Genomic DNA, 19,290 nt, shown 5'->3' with positions numbered 1-19,290 from the left:
CAAGGTCATTTCACGATGTGCGGAATATGCGGCGCGGTCAATCTGGACGGCTCTCCGGCCAACCGGGAGAGCGTGCTTGCAATGACACGGGCCATAGCCCACCGGGGCCCTGACGGCGAAGGGATTGCCATGCTTGGCCCCATCGGCCTTGGCCACAGGCGCCTTGCCATAATCGACGTCAGCTCCGCCGCGTCCCAACCTATGGCCACCGGCGACGGAGGGCTTACAATCTCCTACAACGGTGAAATATACAATTTCATGGAACTGCGCAAAGAGCTGGAGGGGCTGGGGCACAGGTTCCATTCACGTTCAGACACGGAGGTTGTCCTTCATTCATACGCCCAATGGGGGAAAGAGGCGCTGGGCAAGTTCAACGGGATGTTCGCCTTGTCCATATGGGACGCGAAAAACAAGGAGCTTTTCCTGGCCAGGGACAGGTATGGGATGAAGCCCCTTTACTATCTTCAGAGCGGCGGACAGTTCCTGTTCGGATCCGAGATAAAGGCGATTCTGGCGCACGGTTCATATCAAACACAGTTGGACAAAGAGGCGCTGCTCGAATATTTCACGTTCCAGAACATCTTCACGGACAAGACTTTTTTCAAGGACGTGAAAATGCTCCCCGCCGCCTCGCATATGACGATAAACGCCGGGAACGGGACCGCCGGGCCTCCCGTCCAATACTGGGACTATGATTTCACCGAGCCGGAAAAGCCGGTCAACGCCGATGAATGCGTCGCGCGGCTTGATTTCCTTTTCAGGCAGGCCGTACACCGGCAGCTGGTAAGCGACGTGGACCTGGGCAGCTACTTGAGCGGCGGGCTGGACTCCGGCTCCATAACAGCCGTGGCGGCAAAAAGCCTGCCGTATATCAAGACGTTCACGGTGGGATTCGATTTGACCTCCGCCTCGGGCATGGAAATGGGGTTTGACGAGCGGGCCAAGGCCGAATACATGTCATACCTGTTCAAGACAGAACATTACGAGATGGTCCTGAAATCGGGGGACATGGAGCGGGTCATCGGCGCCGTCACCGGAAGCCTGGAATACCCCAGGGTGGGCCAGAGCTATCCCAACTATTGCGCGGCCCGCCTGGCCTCCAGGTTCTGCAAGGTGATACTCTCCGGCGCGGGTGGGGACGAGATGTTCGGCGGCTATCCCTGGCGGTATTACCGCGCCGCGGTGAACGGAAATTTCGAAAGCTATGTGGACAAGTATTACGCCTTCTGGCAGAGGCTCATCCCGGACGATGATACCCGGGACAGGATATTCGCTCCGGTGTGGAGCGACGTGAAGCACGTGCGGACGCGGGACATATTCCGCAAAATGTTCAACGGCCATGTGAAAAAGATAAACACGGCTGAGGATTATATAAACCATTCGCTTTATTTCGAGGCGAAGACGTTCCTGCACGGGCTTTTCATGGTGGAGGACAAATTGAGCATGGCCCACGGGCTGGAGACGCGGGCGCCTTTCATGGACAACGACCTGGTGGACTTCGCCATGAAGACCCCGGTAAAGATGAAACTTGGCAACCTTGGCGAAGTGGCCCGGCTTAACGAAAACGAATTCGGACCGAAAGCGGCCAGGTATTTCGAGAAAACGCGGGACGGAAAGCTTGTCCTTCGCAGGATGATGGAGCGGTATATACCAGAGGAAGTGACCACAAGGATAAAACAGGGATTCACGGCGCCGGACGCAAGCTGGTTTAAGGGCGAGAGCATTGATTACGTGCGGCGGATTCTCTACAATGACAACGCAAGGATATACGAGTACATGGACCGCAAGACAGTGCTGGGCTTAGTGGACGGCCACCTTGAAGGCAGGACGAACAGGCGTCTGCTGATATGGTCGCTTATCAGCTTTGAAGAATGGCTCAAAAGGTTCGCTTGAAAAGTTTGAGCGGCATATAACCATTGAACGATACATTTTCCCTCAGACGTTTTAAGAGGCTCGCGGAATCCGCGATAGCTGATTTCAAGCTTGATTTGAAAAAGATGAACGTTTTAACTGAGGCCGCGTCAGGAGCCTTTGCCTGCACGCCTTTGATAGCCGCCATGGCTGGCTGCGAACATGTTGTCGCAGTTGCAAAGGACTCACCATACGGAACCGCGAAAAAGGTGGCAAAACGGTTGCGCGGGCTCGCCGGGGAATTAAATATATCCAACCGGATAAAGGTAACGTTTGATCCGCCGCACAAACATGCCAAGAACGCCGACCTTGTGACAAACACCGGCTTTGTCCGGCCTTTGGACGCGGATTTCATAAGCCGCATGAAAACAGGCTCGGCGATAACATTGATGTGCGAGCCTTGGGAGGTCAGGCATTCAGACGTAGATGTCGGGGCTTGCGAACGAAAGGGCGTCCCCGTTTTGGGAACATGTGAAACTCACAAGCGTTTATGCACTTTCCGGTATGTCGGCATGCTTGCCTTGCGGTTGCTCATGGAAGCGGAAATAGAAGTGTTCAGGTCAAATATTATTCTTGCCGGATCCGGCGTTTTCGGCGACGAAATCCATCGGGCGCTGAAAAACAACGGGGCCATAGTCAAGCGCATCAATCCCCTTCATGGATGGAAAAAGGAGATGGGGGTGGCGAGGGATTTCGCGGCCAAAGCGGATTGTGTTGTTGTATGCGAACACCATGCAAGGTCGCTTGTCCTTGGCGGGAAAACCGGCCTGTCCCTAAAGTCGCTCGCTAAAAATGAAGTACCTGTTGTCCATATCAGCGGGGCGATGGACTACGAGAGCATGGACAGGCTCAATATCCGCAAAATCCCGGAAAAGCGGGTTGCTCCGGGCGTGATGACGGTAACAACAGCATATTTGGGGCCAAAGCCCGTCATTGACCTTCACACAGCGGGGCTCAAGGTGGGCGAGGAACTTGTAAAAGGAATGCGTTTGACCGGGGATCCTGAAAAAGCCGTCGGGATCGCGCTGGCGCACAGCCCGGCAATGGCGTTGCGCGGCGGGCCTCCGTCAAATAGAAGGAGTTGATGGTGAAAGTCCTTATCATGGGGCGCACGGAAATTCTTTATGATACGGCCAGGCTGTTATTGCGCGGCGGGAAGCATGAAATCACCGGCATAATTACGGCCAAAGCCAGGCCGGAATACAAAAGGACGGAATCTGATTTCCGGAAGCTGGCGCGTGAAAACGGCATACCTTTTTTATCTGCGCAAAAACTGGACGAAACCGCAGTTGGGTTTATAAAAAAAACCGGCACCGACATTTGTGTTTCACTGAACTGGATCACCATCGCAGGCAAAGAGCACATCAACCTGTTCAGGTTCGGCGTGTTAAACGCCCATTTTGGAGATCTGCCGCGTTATCGCGGAAACGCGGTCACAAACTGGGCCATTCTGATGGGTGAGAAAAATATCGCGTTTATAGTGCATTTCATGGAGGCGGGAGAGATTGATTCTGGCCCGATTTTGCTCAAGGAGCAGATGCGCCTTGCGGATGATACGACAATAGATGATATAAACCGCCTTGCTCAAAATCGGGTCCCAGGCATGTTTTTGCGAGCGCTGGACGGGCTTGCGGATGGAACTATCAAACCGAAAATCCAGCCCATAAAAAAAGTAAAACCGTTCAGATGTCATCCCCGTCTTCCGATGGATGGCAGGATAGAATGGAATTTGTCCGCCAAGAAAATTCATGCGCTGGTGCGGTCCCTCGCAAAACCATATTCCGGCGCGTACACATATTGCCGGATTGCTGACAACTCGTTAAGGAAATTTTACGTCTGGAAAAGCCGGGTGGTCAAGGAACGGACGGATGACATAGGCGTTCCCGGGCATGTGATCAAAAACGATCCTTATAGCGGAGAATCATGGATATACACCGGCGGCGGCATACTGGCCTTGCTGGAAGTTTCTGATGGGGAAAACGGGAAGCCATTCGCTCCTGGATCCATGTGGAAAAGCACGCGAATGCGATTGGGCATGGACGTGGAAGAGGAGTTGTTCAACCTGCTCTCGCGGCGCAAGAAATGAAAACGTTCAATGTCGAGGCGTATAAGAAGCTAATCTTGTCGCTCAAGGATTCCGGCAGGCGCTTAGTCTCGTTCGCGGACCTGCCCGATGATGGGACGCTCCTGCGGCTGGACGTGGACTATGATCCTGCCTGGGCGGCGCGGCTGGCCGGAATAAACAGGGAATGCGGAGCAACGGGCACTTTCTTCGTCCAGGCCGCTTCGCCTTTATACAATCTGTTTTCGGAAGACAACCTTGGAGCCATCCGCCAAATCGCCGAATCGGGCCAGTGGATAGGGCTGCATTTTCACCACACCAGCGGGCAACTGGACATAAGCAGGCTTGAACGGGAGGTTGGCATCCTTAAAATGGCGGCTCCGGAGGCGCTCCGGGTGGTGGCGTGGCACAACCCGCCCACCGATTTTTCTCAAATCAATCTGGAGGCGGAAAAGGCGGGATTCATCAGCGCATACGCAGATCGCTTCTTTGGAGATGGCAAGTATATCTCCGATTCAAACATGCGCCATGATTCGGACAAAATAATCCAATTCGCAAAGAACAGCGGAGCGCCGGTAATCCAGGTCCTCCTTCATCCATTCAATTGGGTCATGGGGGGCGATGAAATGAAGGAGGTCTTGCGCAGGACCTTCAAAAACAAGTTCGGCCAGCTTGCCGGCGAGTTCTCCAATAACAGTGTCTGGCGCGGCGGTCTGGGGGATGAAATACTGGGCCAGATGGAAAAATGCCCGTGGTACGGCGGGAAACCGTGACCGGAGGAGTTGTTGTCTTCGGGGACGAAACCGGTGTCCCGATGGTTTTGCGCGCCTTGTGGCCGGACAAACCCGCCTTTATGGTAATGGATCCGAAACGCGAGGCTGCCGTCAACTGGTCCTTCACAATCTACGAAGGACCACCGTTATTGGGCCATCCGGAGCCGTCTGGCCGGGCCGAGTTCATTAAAAATATGCTCGGGTGGCCGTCGCCCAAGCTTGGCGTGATCTGTTCCTACAGCCGCATACTCTGGCGCGATTTGATCCAAGCTTTCCCGATGGGTGTTGTGAACCTGCATGGCGGAAAACTGCCGGAATACCGCGGGGCCAACGTTCTGCAATGGGCCATGATCAACGGTGAAAAAGAAACCGCCGTCACCCTTCATTACGTTGATGAAGGAATAGACACAGGCCCGGTGATAGCCGAGCGCAAAGTTTCAATAGAAGACTGCGACACCGCCTTGACCCTGCGGGAGAAACTCGCTGGCGCAGGTGAAGCCCTGCTCGCGGAGTGGATACCCAGGCTTGCCGCAAGCCGTGTTCCAGCGAAAACACAGGATGAAAGCCGGGCCCGCGCATGGCCGCGCCGGAAACCGGAAGACGGGCTTATAGACTGGTCGTGGCCTGATGAAAAAATACAAAACCTCACAAGGGCGCTTGTCCCTCCATGGCCGGGGGCATTTTATACCGGGCGCGATGGAAACAAAGTCGTTGTTGACAGGCCGCTGGACATCGAGGATATCCGGCGGTTGCGGCATGAGGCGGCCGGATGATCGCCGCTATCCACCAGCCGAATTTCTTTCCATGGATGGGGTATTTCCGCAAGATCGCCATGGCGGACGTTTTCGTTTTTCTGGATACGGTGCAGTTTCCCAGGACGAGCCGTGGCTCATGGATCAACCGGGTGAAAATCCTGGTGGACGGCGAACCGCGCTGGTTGACATGCCCGATTGTTCGAAGCGAGGGCATCGGCTCGATAGCGGACATCATGATAGACAACGGCCAGCCCTGGCGGGAGAAAATGGTCAAAACACTCGCGCACTTTTACGGAAAAGCGCCATGTTTTGCCCCGGTGATTCAATGGGTGGAACCAATGATACACCGCCCAAGCGTCTCATTGGCTGAGTACAATATCGCCAACATAATGGAAATATCGGAACGTCTGGGCTTGAGTCCAAAGTTCGAAAGACAATCGCAAACAAGCGATCCCGGTGTCCTGGAAAAAAGCGGGAGTGAAAGACTGGCGGCAATCTGCCAGATGGCCGGGGCGGACACTTATCTGGCCGGAGACGGCGCGGCTGGGTATGAAGATGAAAGTGTGTACGAAAAAGCGGGTGTCCGCCTGGTCAAAAGCGGATTTGCGAATCCGCGTTATCATCAATATGGGCTGAAGGATTTTGCGCCCGGAATGTCCATCCTGGACGCGCTTTTCAACATAGGCGCTGAAAAGACCGCGGAATTGGTCAAAACCGGCGCATAAACGGCAATATGTTTTTCTGCCCGGAAGATTTGGCTAAACTTTCCCGCCCGGATGACGATTATTATAGGTGTGTGGACTATTGGGAGAAGTATGCGGTATCCAAAGCCATGGCCTTCGGTCCTTCCGCCATTTCATCATGTGAGTATTAATTAGCGTGGACATACACAACCTGACGGCCGCCGAAAAGGAATCCCTGCGCAAGCAGCACATGCGGATGGGTTTTCCGTTCTCTTACGGGATAAGTTTGGGCGAGTACAAGTGCAACAGGCTTTGCCGGATGTGCCCGATGTTCAACTCTCCTCCGGAGAAAGAGCGGTATATCACCGACGATGTCATGGAGCGCGCATGCAAGGAGGTCGGGCGCAAGTCCATTAATGTTGAAATCAGCGCCTACGGCGAGACGTTCATGCATCCGAAAGCGGACGATTATATGTTCATGGCGCGGAAGCTGTGCCCAAAGGCTGAAATAGTCGTGGCGACCAACGGCGTTCTGCTCAACGCCGAAAGATGCGAAAAAATCGTGGACAGCGGAATTGACCACCTTTCATTCTCGCTGGACGCAGGATCGGCGGAAAGTTACAAATGGCTCACCGGAGCCAAGGATTACGAGCGGGTTTGCAGGAATCTGGAGAAGTTGGTGGAGACGCGGAATAAGCGCGGCGCGAAGCACCTGAAGATCACCACCCACATAATCCAGATAAAAGAGCTGGAAAGCGAATTCGCTGATTTCAGGAAACGGTGGGAAGGGATCGCCGACCAGGCCATCGTGAGAAACTATGGCAACTGGGCCGGGATGGTGGACAACAACGGGGTCAGCCCGGCGGTGGCCCAGAACATTCCGGAGGAGCGATATCCGTGCGCCTGGCTGTGGTATGCGACGAAAATAGAGCCGAACGGGGACGTGTCCAAGTGCTTTATCCATGTGACGGGGGAGAAAAACCCGCTGGGCAACATCATGAAGCAAAGCTTCGAGTCCATATGGAAGGGCGAAAATATCAATAGATACCGCCAGGCGCACCTTGAAAACAGGCCCGGCGAACTGGAACATTGCCAAAACTGCATCGTGTGGTCGCTGTTCCCGGAATTCTGGGACAAACAATCAAGCTCCTCCAATGGAGGCGGATGGAAATAATGGAAAACGAAACCTCGCAAACAGGGACTGTTTTGAACGCCCATGACCCCGGTACGGAAGGGAATCCTTGGGTGATCGGGCAGCCTGCCGCAAGGAACCTGGGAGATCCGGAGCCGTTGCCATATCCCACCGTGGCCGAGCCGTCCATCGATCAGATGAACGGGAAAGTATTTCCGGTCTTTCCGTCGTACATAGCCCTTGAAGTGACCAACGTGTGCAACCTGAAATGCACCCATTGCAATTACAGGTTCGGAGTGGATCATTACACGCGTGACCGGGGTTTTATGAGCCATGAGACGTTTGAGAAGGCGGCCAACGAGGCGAAGGAAAACGGGTCTCCCGTGCTTATGAATTACGACGGCGAACCGCTCATGCACAAAGATTATCTCAAGTTTCTCCGCCATGCCACGGATTTGGGCCTAGTCAATTATTTCAACACCAACGGGACGCTGTTCACTCCGAAGTTCGCCGACGAGCTTGTCAAATTCTATAAAGGCTCGGTGTTTTTCAGCGTGGACGGGGACAAGAAGTGGTTTGAGACCATCAGAATCCCCGCCAATTACGACAAGGTGCTTGAGAACATCTCGTATTTTCTCAAGGCAAACGAGCAAAGCGGCTGGCCGATAACTGTGGGGATAAGCCTTTGCAACCTGGGGCAGACCGCGCAGGAACGCAAGGCTTTCCTGGACCAATGGCTGCCAAGGGTCAACTACGTTTCCATGGGAGAGGTGAACGACAAGTTCGGGACGATGATTTCCGCCCCCATGACCGTGATGCAGCCGCGCAAAAGGCCCGTTTGCGTCGTCCCCTGGCAGACGATGGGCGTGTGCCACAACGGCGACGTGATCCCATGCAGCATCTACGTCACGCGGGCCAACACCGCCAACGCGATAATGGGGAACATCCACGAACAAAGCTTAAAGGATATCTGGAGCGGCAAGCCGATGGCCGATTTCAGGAAAATGGTGGCCGGGAAACGGTATGCCGAATCGTATTGCGACAAATGCGAGCGCTGGAGATGCCAGTTCGGCTTCCCGGCGGTGACCGATGGAAACGTCAAAATCGAGCGCAACGGCTTCTGGACCACGTTTCACAATATCGAAAAAGGCAGCCTGAACTTCCGGAAGTGAACCGGTGGCCGATCATATTTTAGAGGTTGTTCAATCCGAGCATGACGAATAATCCACCTGGCGGAAATGGAATCAAAATAGTCTTTTCCGCGAAAGACGAAACCGGATTTTCCAGGCTTTATCTGACCTGCGGGGATTTTTCCAAATTCACCCTGCTTGAGGGCGTTTCCGGGGAAGACGCCATAACGCCAATATTCACGCCGGACGGCATGGGTGTTTTCTTCGCGGAACGTCATGAAGGCCGCTTCAACCTGCATTACTACGATTTATCGGCAGGCCGGTCGATTGCGCTCACCGATGACGGCATGAATGATTACGCCCCGGCAATATCCCCCTGTGGCAAACGCCTTGCGTGGTGCAGATCACCTGAGATGACGCTGAAGGGCGCTAACCTTGCCGAAATATTCGTCTCAGACTGGCCGGAATTCAAACCGAGGCGGCTTACGGATAATGACCGGATGGACGCGTATCCTGTGTTCACAGGAAATGGGGAATCGGTCATAATCGAATCTGGAAATACGGCCGGGCTTTTCGGCCTTTTCAAAATAAACTTCGATGACGGCCGTGAAACTCCATTGTCATACGATCCTGAAAATTACGGCGCCGGAATACCCAGCGCATTCGGCGGCAGGATTGTTTACGAACGTTGTGAATCGGCGTCGCCCGGGCTTTTCAACATTTTCGAGATATCTCTCGAAGACAACGGAAGCCCCCAAAATATCGCGGCCTGGAACACTCCGTGCAATCCGTCTCCCCGATATTCGCCAGATGGAAAGCTGGTCGCGGCGCACAGGCTCGGCGATGACAGGGCCAGCAGCCAAATAGTCATATTTCCTGCTAGCGGCCACGCGCCGCTCGTGGAAATCGGCGGGCCGGATGAAAGGTACATGCTTCCGAGATGGAGCAGGGACTCAGGAGTGTTGGCTTTTGTAAATTCCAGCGAGCTTGCTTTATACTTCCTGGACTTAAGCAACGGCGGAGGCCGTCCCAAACGGATTCCATCACCGGGGCCATACCGCATGCAACGGTTCATGGAAATATACAACTTCGATATATACTGATTTTTTCAGAAGCTTTAGGCGTTCATCATGGAACATGTGAATAACTGCCTTCTTTGCGGCAACGGGGAGTCCCTTCCGTATTACGGCTTTGGGGCGCCGGACAAAATCCTGGTAAGCAACCGGATATGCGAACATTGCGGCCTTGTGTTCCAAAGCCCGAGGTTCGATCCGGACGAGCTGCGCCGGTATTACGAAAGCTACATGTCCGCCACGCAGCCGCAAATAGCCGACATCCCTCCAAGTTTTGAGGAGCACATAATCGCCATCAGCCGGTTGAGGCTCCAGTACCTTGAACAATTCCTCAAGGACGGCGACCGTGTTCTGGACATCGGCTGCAGTTTCGGCGCGATGCTCAAGGTTTTGCGGGACGAGTCCGGCCTGAAACTATCGCTGACCGGGGTAAATCCTGAAAATTCCCTTTCCGGATTCGGAAGAAGGAACTACAAGCTCGATATACGCACCGGGCTGTTCGAAGACATGGACCTGCCTGCCGGGGGATTCGATTTCATCATTGTCGACAACGTATTCGAGCACTTCTACGATCCTAAACAGACCGCGGCCAGGATGCGCCGTCTGTTAGACAAGGATGGGCTGCTGTTCATAGCCACGAACAACCTGGACGAGCCGCACGGATTCCTTTGGCGGAACTTCTTCCTGGATCATACGGCCACATTTTCCCCGATAACTTTGCGGGCGCTTTTGGAATCGCGGGGTTTCAAGATCGTTTCGCAGGACACAAACGGGCACGTCACCTATGAAGGCTATCACTATCCATATCAATATTGCGTCGCCGTCAAATCGGAAATCCCGGCTGGATACGATTTCGCGGCGAACGGAGAAAAAGCGGACGCCAAGATACGGATGGCGAAAAAACATATCAAGGATTATTACAAAACCGGCAAATACGAAAAAATACTCCATGAACTAAAATTGAACAAGGCCCCCTCTCCCGCCGAAAAGCGCAAAATACACAGGTATGAAACGCTGGCGCGGCAGAAAGGGCAAACTTCGAAATTCAGGGTGTTGGGGCACACCCTGCCGCCGGAGGAATTTTTCTTCAGGCGCATACTCGTCGCTGAATGCGCCACCGACGCCGACGCGGACCTGGCGTATCACATCGCGCAAAACAGCCGTCTGAACCCAATCGTTTTCATCCTGCGCAACACCCGGGAGGGAAAGCTTGCGCTTGGCGGCCATCCGGCGGACGTTTTACACGGACAACCGCCCCATGCATTTGACGATCGCGCGGCGGCATGGCGCTGGATCGCCGGCAATTTCCAGCATGTGAGCGAAGGGATAGCGGTCCGATTGAGCGGGGCGGACCTGAAAAGCGACGTTCTGGCGCGCTATCGTGAAAAATTCCTTGGCATGAAAGAAGATTACGCCAACTTCGATCTGCGGCAGTTCACCCAGGCGCGCATTGAATTTCTAACGGCGGCGGCGATCAACGGAATCAATGGCGGCGGCCTTGATGGAGCCCTTTGCGCCAGCGGAAAAGGCGATTACCATGGCGTGGCCTGGCCGTCGAGGGAGGATTACCGATATTACTACAAGGATAGATTCAAAAAGTATTACCGGTTCCCAAAGTCGATAAGTTTCGATTTGAATCCGTCATGCAACAAAAGGTGCGGCAAATGCCAGTTCCACTCCCCGGAAAGCCCGTTCGCCGGATCGATAATGCGGGACGAAACGATGCCTCTGGAACTGGCCTTCAGGATGCTTGATGAAGCCGCCAAGTGGGACCCAAAACCGGCCATCGCCCCTACGTTCAGCGGGGAGCCGCTTTTGTACCCGCATCTGAAAGAGTTCATTAAATACGCAAAAGGGCTTGGCTTCGCCGTCAGCGTCACCACCAACGGCTCTTTGCTGATTGAAGAAGCGGCGAGATTCCTGATTGATTCGGGCGTGGACTCTATCCTGATTAGCCTGGACGCGGCGGATCCCGGGACTTATTCGCGATTGCAGGAGCCGGGGGATTTCGAGCTGACGCGGGGCAATATTCTGTCGCTGCCGCGCATGCGTGGGACCAGGAGCAAGCCAGGCATCGGCGTGCACTTTGTCACAGATGAAAGGAACCAGGCGCAGTTTGAAACGTACCTGGGCTACTGGGCAGATAAGGTGGACTTCGTCAGCCGCGCCATAAGGCAGGACCAGTTTTCCGTGGCGCAGCTGACCCTTCCGCCTTTTTTCAAACTTGGCAAAAGGCAGGCTTGCTTTGCGCCGTGGCAATGCATGTACATCCGGTGGAACGGTGACATAAGTTTTTGCGGCTTTGACATTGACGGAAAAACGTCCGGGCTTAATGTGAAGGAACGGTCATTGGAAGACATCTGGAATTCGGAGGAGTATTGGAAATTCAGGGATGTGCAGATCGAGGGCAAAGTCAAGGAGATGTATTGCAAAGCATGTCCGGACTGGGCGGGGCAGCGATCCATCAATCGCATTGAAAACGGCCGCCGGGCCTCGCGCACGCCGTTCACGGAGGTGTACACACGCATCAAATGAAGCCGCGGCCTTGATCCTTCCGCTCACCGCCTGGAATATACTTCCCCGACCATCTTCTCTTCGACGTAGTACATTTTCCAATGGTCGCACCCGGCGCACGCCGGATCGTGCACATCGCCGGCCACATGCGCCCGCCTGATATCCCTGTAGCTCGGGCCGTTCCATATGTCCAATATGGAGCTTGTGTTGATATCGCCGATACGATCTTTCCTGTCCCAGTCATGGTTGCACAGGGCCACCTGGCCGTCCCAATACACCACCATCTCCCTCATCACCTTCCCGCATGGAAGCCTGCGCGGGAAATCCGGCAGGCCCAAGCCGGATCCAAGGCTTCCGAAACTGCCGTCCTTGGAGTGCTCCACGAACAACCGCACCTTGTCCGCCCTCTCCAGCCAGAATTCCACAAACCGGTCCTTATATGGTCTTGCGATGTCCGTCTGGACCGAGGAGATTTGTATCTCCGGGGTCTTCGACCCCATTCCCTTTTTAAGTTCGATGAAACGGAGAATATTGCCGGCCGCCACGTCATACCTGGCCTTAATGCGAGATGTCTCGTAATCGGCGGCGTTCACAGTGTCCATGCTGAACGATATGAAGTCCACCCCGCTTTCGATGATCCCCCTCCCTTTCCTTTCATCGAGCAGCATGGCGTTTGAAACAAGCTGCACCGGGCCGAGGCCTCTTTGCTTGGCGTAAAACATCATCTCCAAAAATTCCGGATGGATAAGCGGCTCCCCCCTGAAAAACGGGATCAACCCAACGGGCCGCATGGACGCCATTTCATCAATGGCTTTTTTGTAAAGCCCCATATCCATGAAACCGAGCCTGGCGGTCATCAGCCGCCTTGGGCAAAAGCCGCATCGCAGGTTGCACGCGTTGGTCAGTTCCAGGGTCACACGCTCCGGGAACGCAAGTGGCGCGTCGTACTCCTCTTTGTTCACGGTCATTTCCGCTTCCCGCCGTGTTTGACCACGAGGTTGTCGGTGAGGCGTTTCCCGCCGATGAACACTGCGGCGTAGATCATCGTCTCATCACCATGAACGTCCTCGCGCAGCGTCTTCGCGTCCACCACCGCCGCAAAGTCCACTTGGGCCGATGGCTCCGCCTGTATCATGCGCCGCAAATCGCCCGCCAGCTTTGCGCGGGGGGGCTTGCGCAACTTTATTCTTTCGGCGATAGCTTTGATTGATTCCGGGATCACTAGCGCCGCCTTGCGCTCTTCGGGCGAAAGAAGGCTGTTGCGCGACGATAGCGCCAGACCGTCCGCCGCCCGGCGCGTGGCCACGGGGATTATCGTCACCGGGAAATTCAGGTCCGCTGCCATCTTGCGCAATATGGCCAGCTGGTGCGGGTCTTTTTTCCCGAAATAGGCTCTGTCCGGGCAGACAATGTTGAAAAGCTTGGCCACCACTGTGGTCACCCCTTTATAGTGCCAGCGGATTTTCTCCCCCTCCAGCCTCCCCGTCAATTTTTTCACTTCCACATAAGTGTCGAAATCTTCCGGATACATGGCCCCGGCGTCCGGCGAGAAAATGTAGTCTGCTCCGGCCCGGCGGCATATTTCCCTGTCGCAGGCCTCGTCCCTTGGATACGCCTTGAACGCAGCGGCCCGGAACTGGAGCGGATTGACAAACCGGGAGACCACCAGGACGTCGTTCTCCTTCCTCGCCCGGAGCAAGAGCGCCTCATGCCCCTCGTGCATGAAACCGAGGGTGGGGACAAAGCCTATCGTCCTGCCTTGCACTCTTTCGCCTCGGATGGCGGCGGTCATTTTCCCTGGTTGTTTGATTATCTTCATCGTCTGGTTTGCCCGTTATTGTCCGTAATTATAGAATACAGGGAGGCTTGGAGCTTCGATAGTCCAAGTTTTGTGTTAACAACAGCCCGCGACGGGGTGTATCCTTTAAGAAAACGGTGGAACGTTCACCATGCTGGAGGCTTTCATGAGAAACATTATTGTCAGCAAGTTGATGATCGCGGCTGTCCTGGCTGTGGCCACGGGATGCGCCACGGCGGAAACGCAGGCCACGGTGACCAGCGGCGGCGGTCCCACCATGCAGCAGGCCCAGCAGGAGGCATACAACGGCCCGAAGGCGCGCCTGGCGGTGAACAAGTTCACCGTCAAATCGGCCAAGGGAAAAGGCGACCTTGGGCAGGGCCTTTCGGACATGCTTACCACAGCCCTGTTCCACAGCAACAGGTTCATCGTGCTCGACAGGTCGGACATCGGCGCGGTCACCGCCGAGCAGGACCTGGCCGCCACCGGCAGGATCAAAAAGGAGACCGCCGCCCCAATAGGCCAGCTTGAAGGGGCGGAGCTTGTGGTGACCGCCGCCGTGACGGCGTTTGAACCGGACGCGGGTGGTGGGATCGGCGGCGTTGGGGTGCCTGTGGGCGGAGGGGCGTTTTTTGGCGTGGGCGGCGGCGGCAAGACCGCGTACATGGCCATAGACATGAAGGTTGTGGACACAAAGACCGGCCGCATCGTCGGCGCGGTGACCGTGGAGGGCAAATCTTCCGACTGGTTCGCCGGCATCGGCGGGGCCATCGGCGGCGTCCCGATCCCGTTCGGGCTGGGCTACTACGAAAACACCCCCATGGAAAAAGCTATCCGGGTGTGCATAGTGAAGGCTGTGGACTACATCGCCAGCCAGACTCCCGCGCAGTATTACCACAACAGGTAGAATGCGGCTCACACCTGCTATGGCCAACGCCTGCCTGGCTGGTATTTGACGATGCGGGCCGTCGTTCTGCGCGGATCCGGCGTGACGCTGGAAAAGGACTATCCTGACCCAACCCCCAAGCCCGACGAAGCGCTCATCCGCCCGCTGCTTTGCGGGGTGTGCAACACCGATCTGGAACTGGCGCGCGGATACATGGGCTTTTCCGGCGTTCTGGGGCACGAGTTCGTGGGGGTGGTCGAGGAAGCGCCGGACAAGGGGCTTATCGGCAAGCGGGTGGCAGGGGAAATCAATTGCCCCTGCGGAGAATGCCAATTCTGCATGGGTGGGCTGGGCACCATTGCCCCAACCGCACCGTGCTTGGAATCGCCGGGCGGGACGGAGTTTTCGCCGACCGTTTCACCCTGCCAATGCAAAACCTTCACATCATCCCGGATTCGGTGAGCGACCGGAGCGCCGTGTTCACAGAGCCGCTGGCGGCGGCGTTCGAAGTTTTGGAACAAGTGGATATCAAACCATCCCACCGGGTGGCCGTTTTGGGCGATGGAAAACTGGGGCTGCTTGTGGCGATGGTGTTGCGGCGGACTGCCTGCAAACTGGTTTGCGTTGGCAAGCGCCATGAACGGCTGGGGATACTCTCCAAACTCGGGATAGAGACGATGGAAGCTTCTGCCGCCCGCAATATCGAATGGGAATATGACGTGGTTGTGGACGCCACCGGCTCAGCCTCCGGGATGCAAGACGCCGCCAGGATGGTAAAGCCGCGCGGAACCATCGTGATGAAGACCACCGTCGCGGACCAACGGGCGATAGACTTGAACGCACTCGTGATAAACGAGATCACCGTCACCGGCTCCCGTTGCGGCCCTTTTCCAAAGGCGATAGAAGCGCTGAAAAAGGGAGAAGTGGACCCGGAGCCGCTGATATCCTGTATCATGAATCTGGACGGCGGAGCGGCGATACTGGAAAACGCAAAACGCAAAGATGTTATAAAAGCGTTGATTTCGATACAATAGGGTTGCAGACGCCGGAACGTTCTTGTGCTTGACGCATATTTAAAGAGACTGGAAATATTATTATGATCCGCGTTCCGCTGGACAAGGAGAATATCGCGAGATTTTGCGGTGGCCGCGGCATCAGGAAAATGTTCCTGTTCGGTTCCGTATTAAGGGATGATTTCGGCCCGGCAAGCGATGTTGACGTGCTTTTGGAGTTTGAGGAAAACAGCGGGATAACTTTTGAAAACCGGGTTGAAATAATGGACAAGCTTTCGGCCCTTTTCGGGCGCCAGGTTGATTTGGTCGACAAAAGATCGTTGCGCAATCCATTCCGCCGCCAGGCAATACTTTCCACCGCGGAACTGATATATGCAGCTTGATCCAAAAGACGCCGCCCGTCTTTTTGACATTCTTGAAGCGGCGGACAAAATCCTTCGCTATACCGTTGGATATAATTTCAAGGTTTTCGCCGGGAATGACCTTCTCATGGACGCTGTTGAAAGAAACCTGGAGATCATTGGCGAAGCGTCCAGGAACATTTCAGGTTCTTTCAAGGAATCGCACCCTGATGTGCCATGGCGCGAGATCGTGGCATTGCGAAACATTCTCATCCATGAATACGGCCGTGTAAGGAAAGAAGAATTATGGGAAATTGTCACGATTCATCTTCCACGGCTCAGGGAAATAGTCGCCGGCGCGATGCCAGCGCCCCCCGCTGATCAAAACCTGTAAAGCAGACGTTAAACACTGGATTACTTATTAATGGATTCTAAATGCATCCCATACTATTCAAATTCGGCCCCCTGACGCTTCATACTTACGGCCTTCTTGTGGCCGGCGGTTTCCTTCTGGGCATCGCCTGGGCCGCGCGGCTGGGCAAGCGGGAGGGGATGGCCCCCCAGATGGTGTATGACGTTTCGTTCTGGATCATCCTTTCGGCGATCCTTTCGTCCCGCGTCCTTTACGTCATGGTGGAATACAGGCATTACCTGGACAGGCCGCTGGACGTTTTCAAGATATGGGAGGGGGGGCTGGTGTTCTATGGCGGGGTGATCGGCGCGGTGGCCGCCATCGCCATCTGCGCCAGGATTTACAAGTTTGACATGTGGAAATTCGCCGACATCGCGGCGCCTTCCGCCGCCCTGGGGCACGCCATCGGCAGGCTCGGCTGCCTTTTCGCCGGATGCTGTTACGGGCGGGAGACGCATGTACCCTGGGCCGTCACGTTCGAGGATGTCCACTCCATCGCCCCCACCGGCGTGCCGCTCCACCCGACGCAGATTTACGATTCGCTCAACGAGTTCACTATATTCCTCATAATCACCGCGTTCCGCCCATACCGCAAGTTCAAGGGGCAGGTGTGGTGGATATGGGTGGGGCTCTATTCTTTCGGCAGGATGATCGTGGAAGGGTTCCGGGGCGATCCGCGCGGGATGTGGCTTGGTGATTCGTTCTCCACTTCGCAGATACTGGCGGCGGGCGGGATACTGCTGGCGGTGATTTTTTACCTGAGAAGCAGGCGGCTTTATAAAAGTGAAGGAATCTGACGCCGCGCCGCGCGCGCTGACCGTACCGGCGGAGGGGGCGAAAGTCCGTCTGGACAAGTTCCTCGCATCGTCGGAACTCGGCTATTCGCGCTCATACGTCCAGAAACTTTTGAATGACGGAATGGTTAGCGTGAACGGCCAGGCCGCGCGCTCCTCCCAAAAGCTCAAGGCTGGCGATATGGTGGAGGTGAAAATCCCGGCCCCGAAAAGCCTGGACATCACCCCGGAAGACATTCATCTGGACGTGGTTTACGAAGATGACGACTTCGCCGTGATAAACAAACCGGCCGGCATGGTGGTCCATCCGGCGGCAGGGCATTATTCGGGCACCCTCGTACACGCGCTTTTAAAATATTTCGGCGAAGGGCTTTCCACCATCGGCGGGGTCGTCCGCCCCGGGATAGTGCATAGGCTGGACAAGGACACGTCGGGATTGATCGCCGTGGCAAAGAACGACGACGCCCACGAATCGCTGACAAAACAACTGGCGGACCGGACGATGAGCCGGACATACATCGCCGTGGTCAAAGGGGAGCCAAGGCCGCGCGAGGGGACCATTGAGGGGAACATCGGCCGTCACAGGTTTCACCGCAAAAAGATGGCGGTGATGAAAGAAGGAGGACGCGAAGCGGTCTCCAAATACAAGGTGGCGCAGACGTTAAAGGGGGCGAGCGTGGTGCTCGTTTCTCTGGTGACCGGCAGGACCCACCAGATACGGGTGCATCTTCAAAGCGTCAACTGCCCGGTTATCGGCGACCCCGTATATTCGCGCGGCGTGGGGCGCTATCCCATAAAACGCCAGGCGCTCCACGCCTGGAAGATGCGGCTTGTCCATCCGAAGAGCGGGAAGAAAATGGAATTCATCGCTACTTTGCCCGACGACATGGCAAGGCTTATAAAAGAATTGGGGGGAGACCCGGCGGGATACTGTTAACAAAGCGTCATGGTGGGCATGCCGAACCATGACACTGCCTGCCGCTCGGCAAGGAAAATAGTCAGTGAAGGAAAAGAATGTCCAATTTTACAAATACTCCAACTAGTATAAATTGCAACATGTCAACCCAAGGGAACCATGAATGCTGGACAAGTAATGGCAATGGCCTCAAGAATAACTCTATCAATCCCACAACAATTATCAACATGCCACTTTTGTGATAGCGTAGTGAATTATCCCACTCCCCTCGATAAAAGGCAACTATGCTTCGGGTAAGCCCGCATGTTTGGCATGGCATTCCGGTATGTTGACGTACAAAGCATGTTGGGGAGTACCACGTTGTATTTGGGGTATTTCCACTCAAAACAATGGTAAAAGGAAAAAGGAGCGCAATAAATAACAAACAAGCGATCCCTATATTAGCGAATCTCCATTCTTTGGAGATATCAGGCAGTTTCATCTATTTTATTTGCATTTGTTCAAGTTGCTTTCTTGCATTTTCCCCTGCGCTGATTATAGAAAAATATTGAACACCAGATATGACAACTCCAATCAAGCTGATAGTCAGAGCGACAATTGCAAAAGTAGATTTTGTTTTTTGCGAATAAGCAATGCCTAATCCTAGTCCTGATATCAGTGTGGCCGGGATGCCAATGAAGAAAGCCAAACTCCCTAAGCAAGGAATAAACGCCCCTAATAATCCTATGAGGCCGAATACAAAACCAACCACTGATATAGCGGTGACTGTTCCAGAATCCTTGAGTTCTTCAGGCATCACGGCCTCCTCTTCTGGTTACAAGGTAAAGATGCATTTGAATGTGGTTAGTTCCCTAATGCCTTTTTGGTTTGCGCTTCCAGTATTATCTTTTTAACTTTCTCATCTCTGGCAAAATCATATGCAGTCCTTCCTTGATACTCTTTAATATTGGGATCGGCGCGAAAGTGTCCTAAACTTAGTTGAAACGAAGGTATGACCTCACCTGCTACCATGTTTTTGAACGAAAACAACGGAAAGCAAGGAGGTCACATGAAAAGAGTAAACGGTAACGGGAAAACTGGCAAGGGAAGAATGGATT

The 19,290-nt window shown here is 54.7% G+C and carries 21 protein-coding genes; 17 read left to right on the top strand and 4 right to left on the bottom strand.

The window, feature by feature from the left end:
* Positions 1 to 15: 15 nt before the first annotated feature.
* The 10 genes from asnB (at position 16) to HZB29_13600 (ending at position 12,054) form a co-directional block, all read left to right on the top strand.
* Entirely contained in the window at positions 16 to 1,893 is a 1,878-nt protein-coding gene (gene asnB, locus HZB29_13645) for an asparagine synthase (glutamine-hydrolyzing) (protein MBI5816641.1), read from the top strand.
* Between the two features lie 551 nt (positions 1,894 to 2,444).
* Positions 2,445 to 2,996 carry a hypothetical protein gene (locus HZB29_13640; protein MBI5816640.1) on the top strand — a complete coding sequence of 184 codons (552 nt, stop codon included), beginning with the start codon at positions 2,445 to 2,447 and terminating at the stop codon, positions 2,994 to 2,996.
* Positions 2,996 to 3,997, top strand: a complete 1,002-nt coding sequence (locus HZB29_13635) for a hypothetical protein (protein MBI5816639.1) — start codon at positions 2,996 to 2,998, stop codon at positions 3,995 to 3,997. Before HZB29_13640 ends, HZB29_13635 begins: the two co-directional genes overlap by 1 nt.
* Positions 3,994 to 4,746 (top strand): hypothetical protein, encoded by a 753-nt coding sequence (locus tag HZB29_13630; GenBank protein ID MBI5816638.1) that lies wholly within the window; start codon positions 3,994 to 3,996, stop codon positions 4,744 to 4,746. The genes HZB29_13635 and HZB29_13630 overlap by 4 nt, the downstream gene beginning before the upstream one ends.
* Positions 4,743 to 5,519: a hypothetical protein gene (locus HZB29_13625; GenBank protein MBI5816637.1), complete on the top strand. Its 777-nt coding sequence runs from the start codon at positions 4,743 to 4,745 to the stop codon at positions 5,517 to 5,519. Before HZB29_13630 ends, HZB29_13625 begins: the two co-directional genes overlap by 4 nt.
* On the top strand, positions 5,516 to 6,226 hold the full coding sequence (locus tag HZB29_13620) for a WbqC family protein (protein MBI5816636.1): 711 nt from the start codon (positions 5,516 to 5,518) through the stop codon (positions 6,224 to 6,226). Before HZB29_13625 ends, HZB29_13620 begins: the two co-directional genes overlap by 4 nt.
* A gap of 154 nt (positions 6,227 to 6,380) precedes the next feature.
* A complete protein-coding gene (locus tag HZB29_13615; protein MBI5816635.1) occupies positions 6,381 to 7,358 on the top strand; it encodes a radical SAM protein in 978 nt (325 codons plus the stop codon).
* Positions 7,358 to 8,488, top strand: a complete 1,131-nt coding sequence (locus HZB29_13610) for a radical SAM protein (GenBank protein ID MBI5816634.1) — start codon at positions 7,358 to 7,360, stop codon at positions 8,486 to 8,488. Before HZB29_13615 ends, HZB29_13610 begins: the two co-directional genes overlap by 1 nt.
* Positions 8,489 to 8,529: 41 nt before the next feature.
* Positions 8,530 to 9,549 carry a PD40 domain-containing protein gene (locus HZB29_13605; protein MBI5816633.1) on the top strand — a complete coding sequence of 340 codons (1,020 nt, stop codon included), beginning with the start codon at positions 8,530 to 8,532 and terminating at the stop codon, positions 9,547 to 9,549.
* 27 nt (positions 9,550 to 9,576) lie between these two features.
* Positions 9,577 to 12,054: a methyltransferase domain-containing protein gene (locus HZB29_13600; protein ID MBI5816632.1), complete on the top strand. Its 2,478-nt coding sequence runs from the start codon at positions 9,577 to 9,579 to the stop codon at positions 12,052 to 12,054.
* 23 nt (positions 12,055 to 12,077) lie between these two features.
* On the opposite strand, the gene HZB29_13595 is transcribed toward HZB29_13600, so the two are convergent.
* Both HZB29_13595 and HZB29_13590 read right to left on the bottom strand, forming a co-directional pair.
* The gene (locus tag HZB29_13595) at positions 12,078 to 13,001 is read right to left on the bottom strand and encodes a radical SAM protein (protein ID MBI5816631.1); all 924 of its coding nucleotides are present in this window, start codon (positions 12,999 to 13,001) and stop codon (positions 12,078 to 12,080) included.
* Positions 12,998 to 13,852: a pantoate--beta-alanine ligase gene (locus HZB29_13590; GenBank protein MBI5816630.1), complete on the bottom strand. Its 855-nt coding sequence runs from the start codon at positions 13,850 to 13,852 to the stop codon at positions 12,998 to 13,000. The genes HZB29_13595 and HZB29_13590 overlap by 4 nt, the downstream gene beginning before the upstream one ends.
* A gap of 172 nt (positions 13,853 to 14,024) precedes the next feature.
* Here HZB29_13590 and HZB29_13585 point away from each other — a divergent pair, with 172 nt between their 5' ends.
* From HZB29_13585 to HZB29_13555, 7 genes are read left to right on the top strand one after another with little or no spacing between them, the layout of a single operon-like run.
* Complete coding sequence (locus HZB29_13585) at positions 14,025 to 14,738, top strand: hypothetical protein (GenBank protein ID MBI5816629.1); 714 nt, start codon at positions 14,025 to 14,027, stop codon at positions 14,736 to 14,738.
* Between the two features lie 51 nt (positions 14,739 to 14,789).
* Positions 14,790 to 15,179, top strand: coding sequence for an alcohol dehydrogenase catalytic domain-containing protein (locus HZB29_13580; GenBank protein MBI5816628.1), 390 nt, complete (start codon positions 14,790 to 14,792; stop codon positions 15,177 to 15,179).
* Positions 15,176 to 15,751 (top strand): zinc-binding dehydrogenase, encoded by a 576-nt coding sequence (locus tag HZB29_13575; protein ID MBI5816627.1) that lies wholly within the window; start codon positions 15,176 to 15,178, stop codon positions 15,749 to 15,751. The genes HZB29_13580 and HZB29_13575 overlap by 4 nt, the downstream gene beginning before the upstream one ends.
* A 56-nt stretch (positions 15,752 to 15,807) precedes the next feature.
* Entirely contained in the window at positions 15,808 to 16,113 is a 306-nt protein-coding gene (locus HZB29_13570) for a nucleotidyltransferase domain-containing protein (protein MBI5816626.1), read from the top strand.
* Positions 16,103 to 16,465: a DUF86 domain-containing protein gene (locus HZB29_13565; GenBank protein MBI5816625.1), complete on the top strand. Its 363-nt coding sequence runs from the start codon at positions 16,103 to 16,105 to the stop codon at positions 16,463 to 16,465. Before HZB29_13570 ends, HZB29_13565 begins: the two co-directional genes overlap by 11 nt.
* A 41-nt stretch (positions 16,466 to 16,506) precedes the next feature.
* Entirely contained in the window at positions 16,507 to 17,280 is a 774-nt protein-coding gene (lgt, locus tag HZB29_13560) for a prolipoprotein diacylglyceryl transferase (protein ID MBI5816624.1), read from the top strand.
* 16 nt (positions 17,281 to 17,296) lie between these two features.
* Entirely contained in the window at positions 17,297 to 18,214 is a 918-nt protein-coding gene (locus HZB29_13555) for an RluA family pseudouridine synthase (GenBank protein MBI5816623.1), read from the top strand.
* Positions 18,215 to 18,275: 61 nt separating this feature from the next.
* Here HZB29_13555 and HZB29_13550 read toward each other — a convergent pair whose 3' ends face one another.
* Entirely contained in the window at positions 18,276 to 18,674 is a 399-nt protein-coding gene (locus HZB29_13550) for a DUF2752 domain-containing protein (GenBank protein ID MBI5816622.1), read from the bottom strand.
* Positions 18,675 to 18,989, bottom strand: a complete 315-nt coding sequence (locus tag HZB29_13545) for a hypothetical protein (protein ID MBI5816621.1) — start codon at positions 18,987 to 18,989, stop codon at positions 18,675 to 18,677.
* Between the last annotated feature and the right edge of the window lie 301 nt (positions 18,990 to 19,290).

The organism is Nitrospinota bacterium (assembly GCA_016235255.1).
Taxonomy (GTDB): domain Bacteria; phylum Nitrospinota_A; class UBA7883; order UBA7883; family JACRLM01; genus JACRLM01.
Note: the sequence above shows the minus strand (reverse complement) of the source record. Positions and strands in the feature narration are given on the sequence as shown.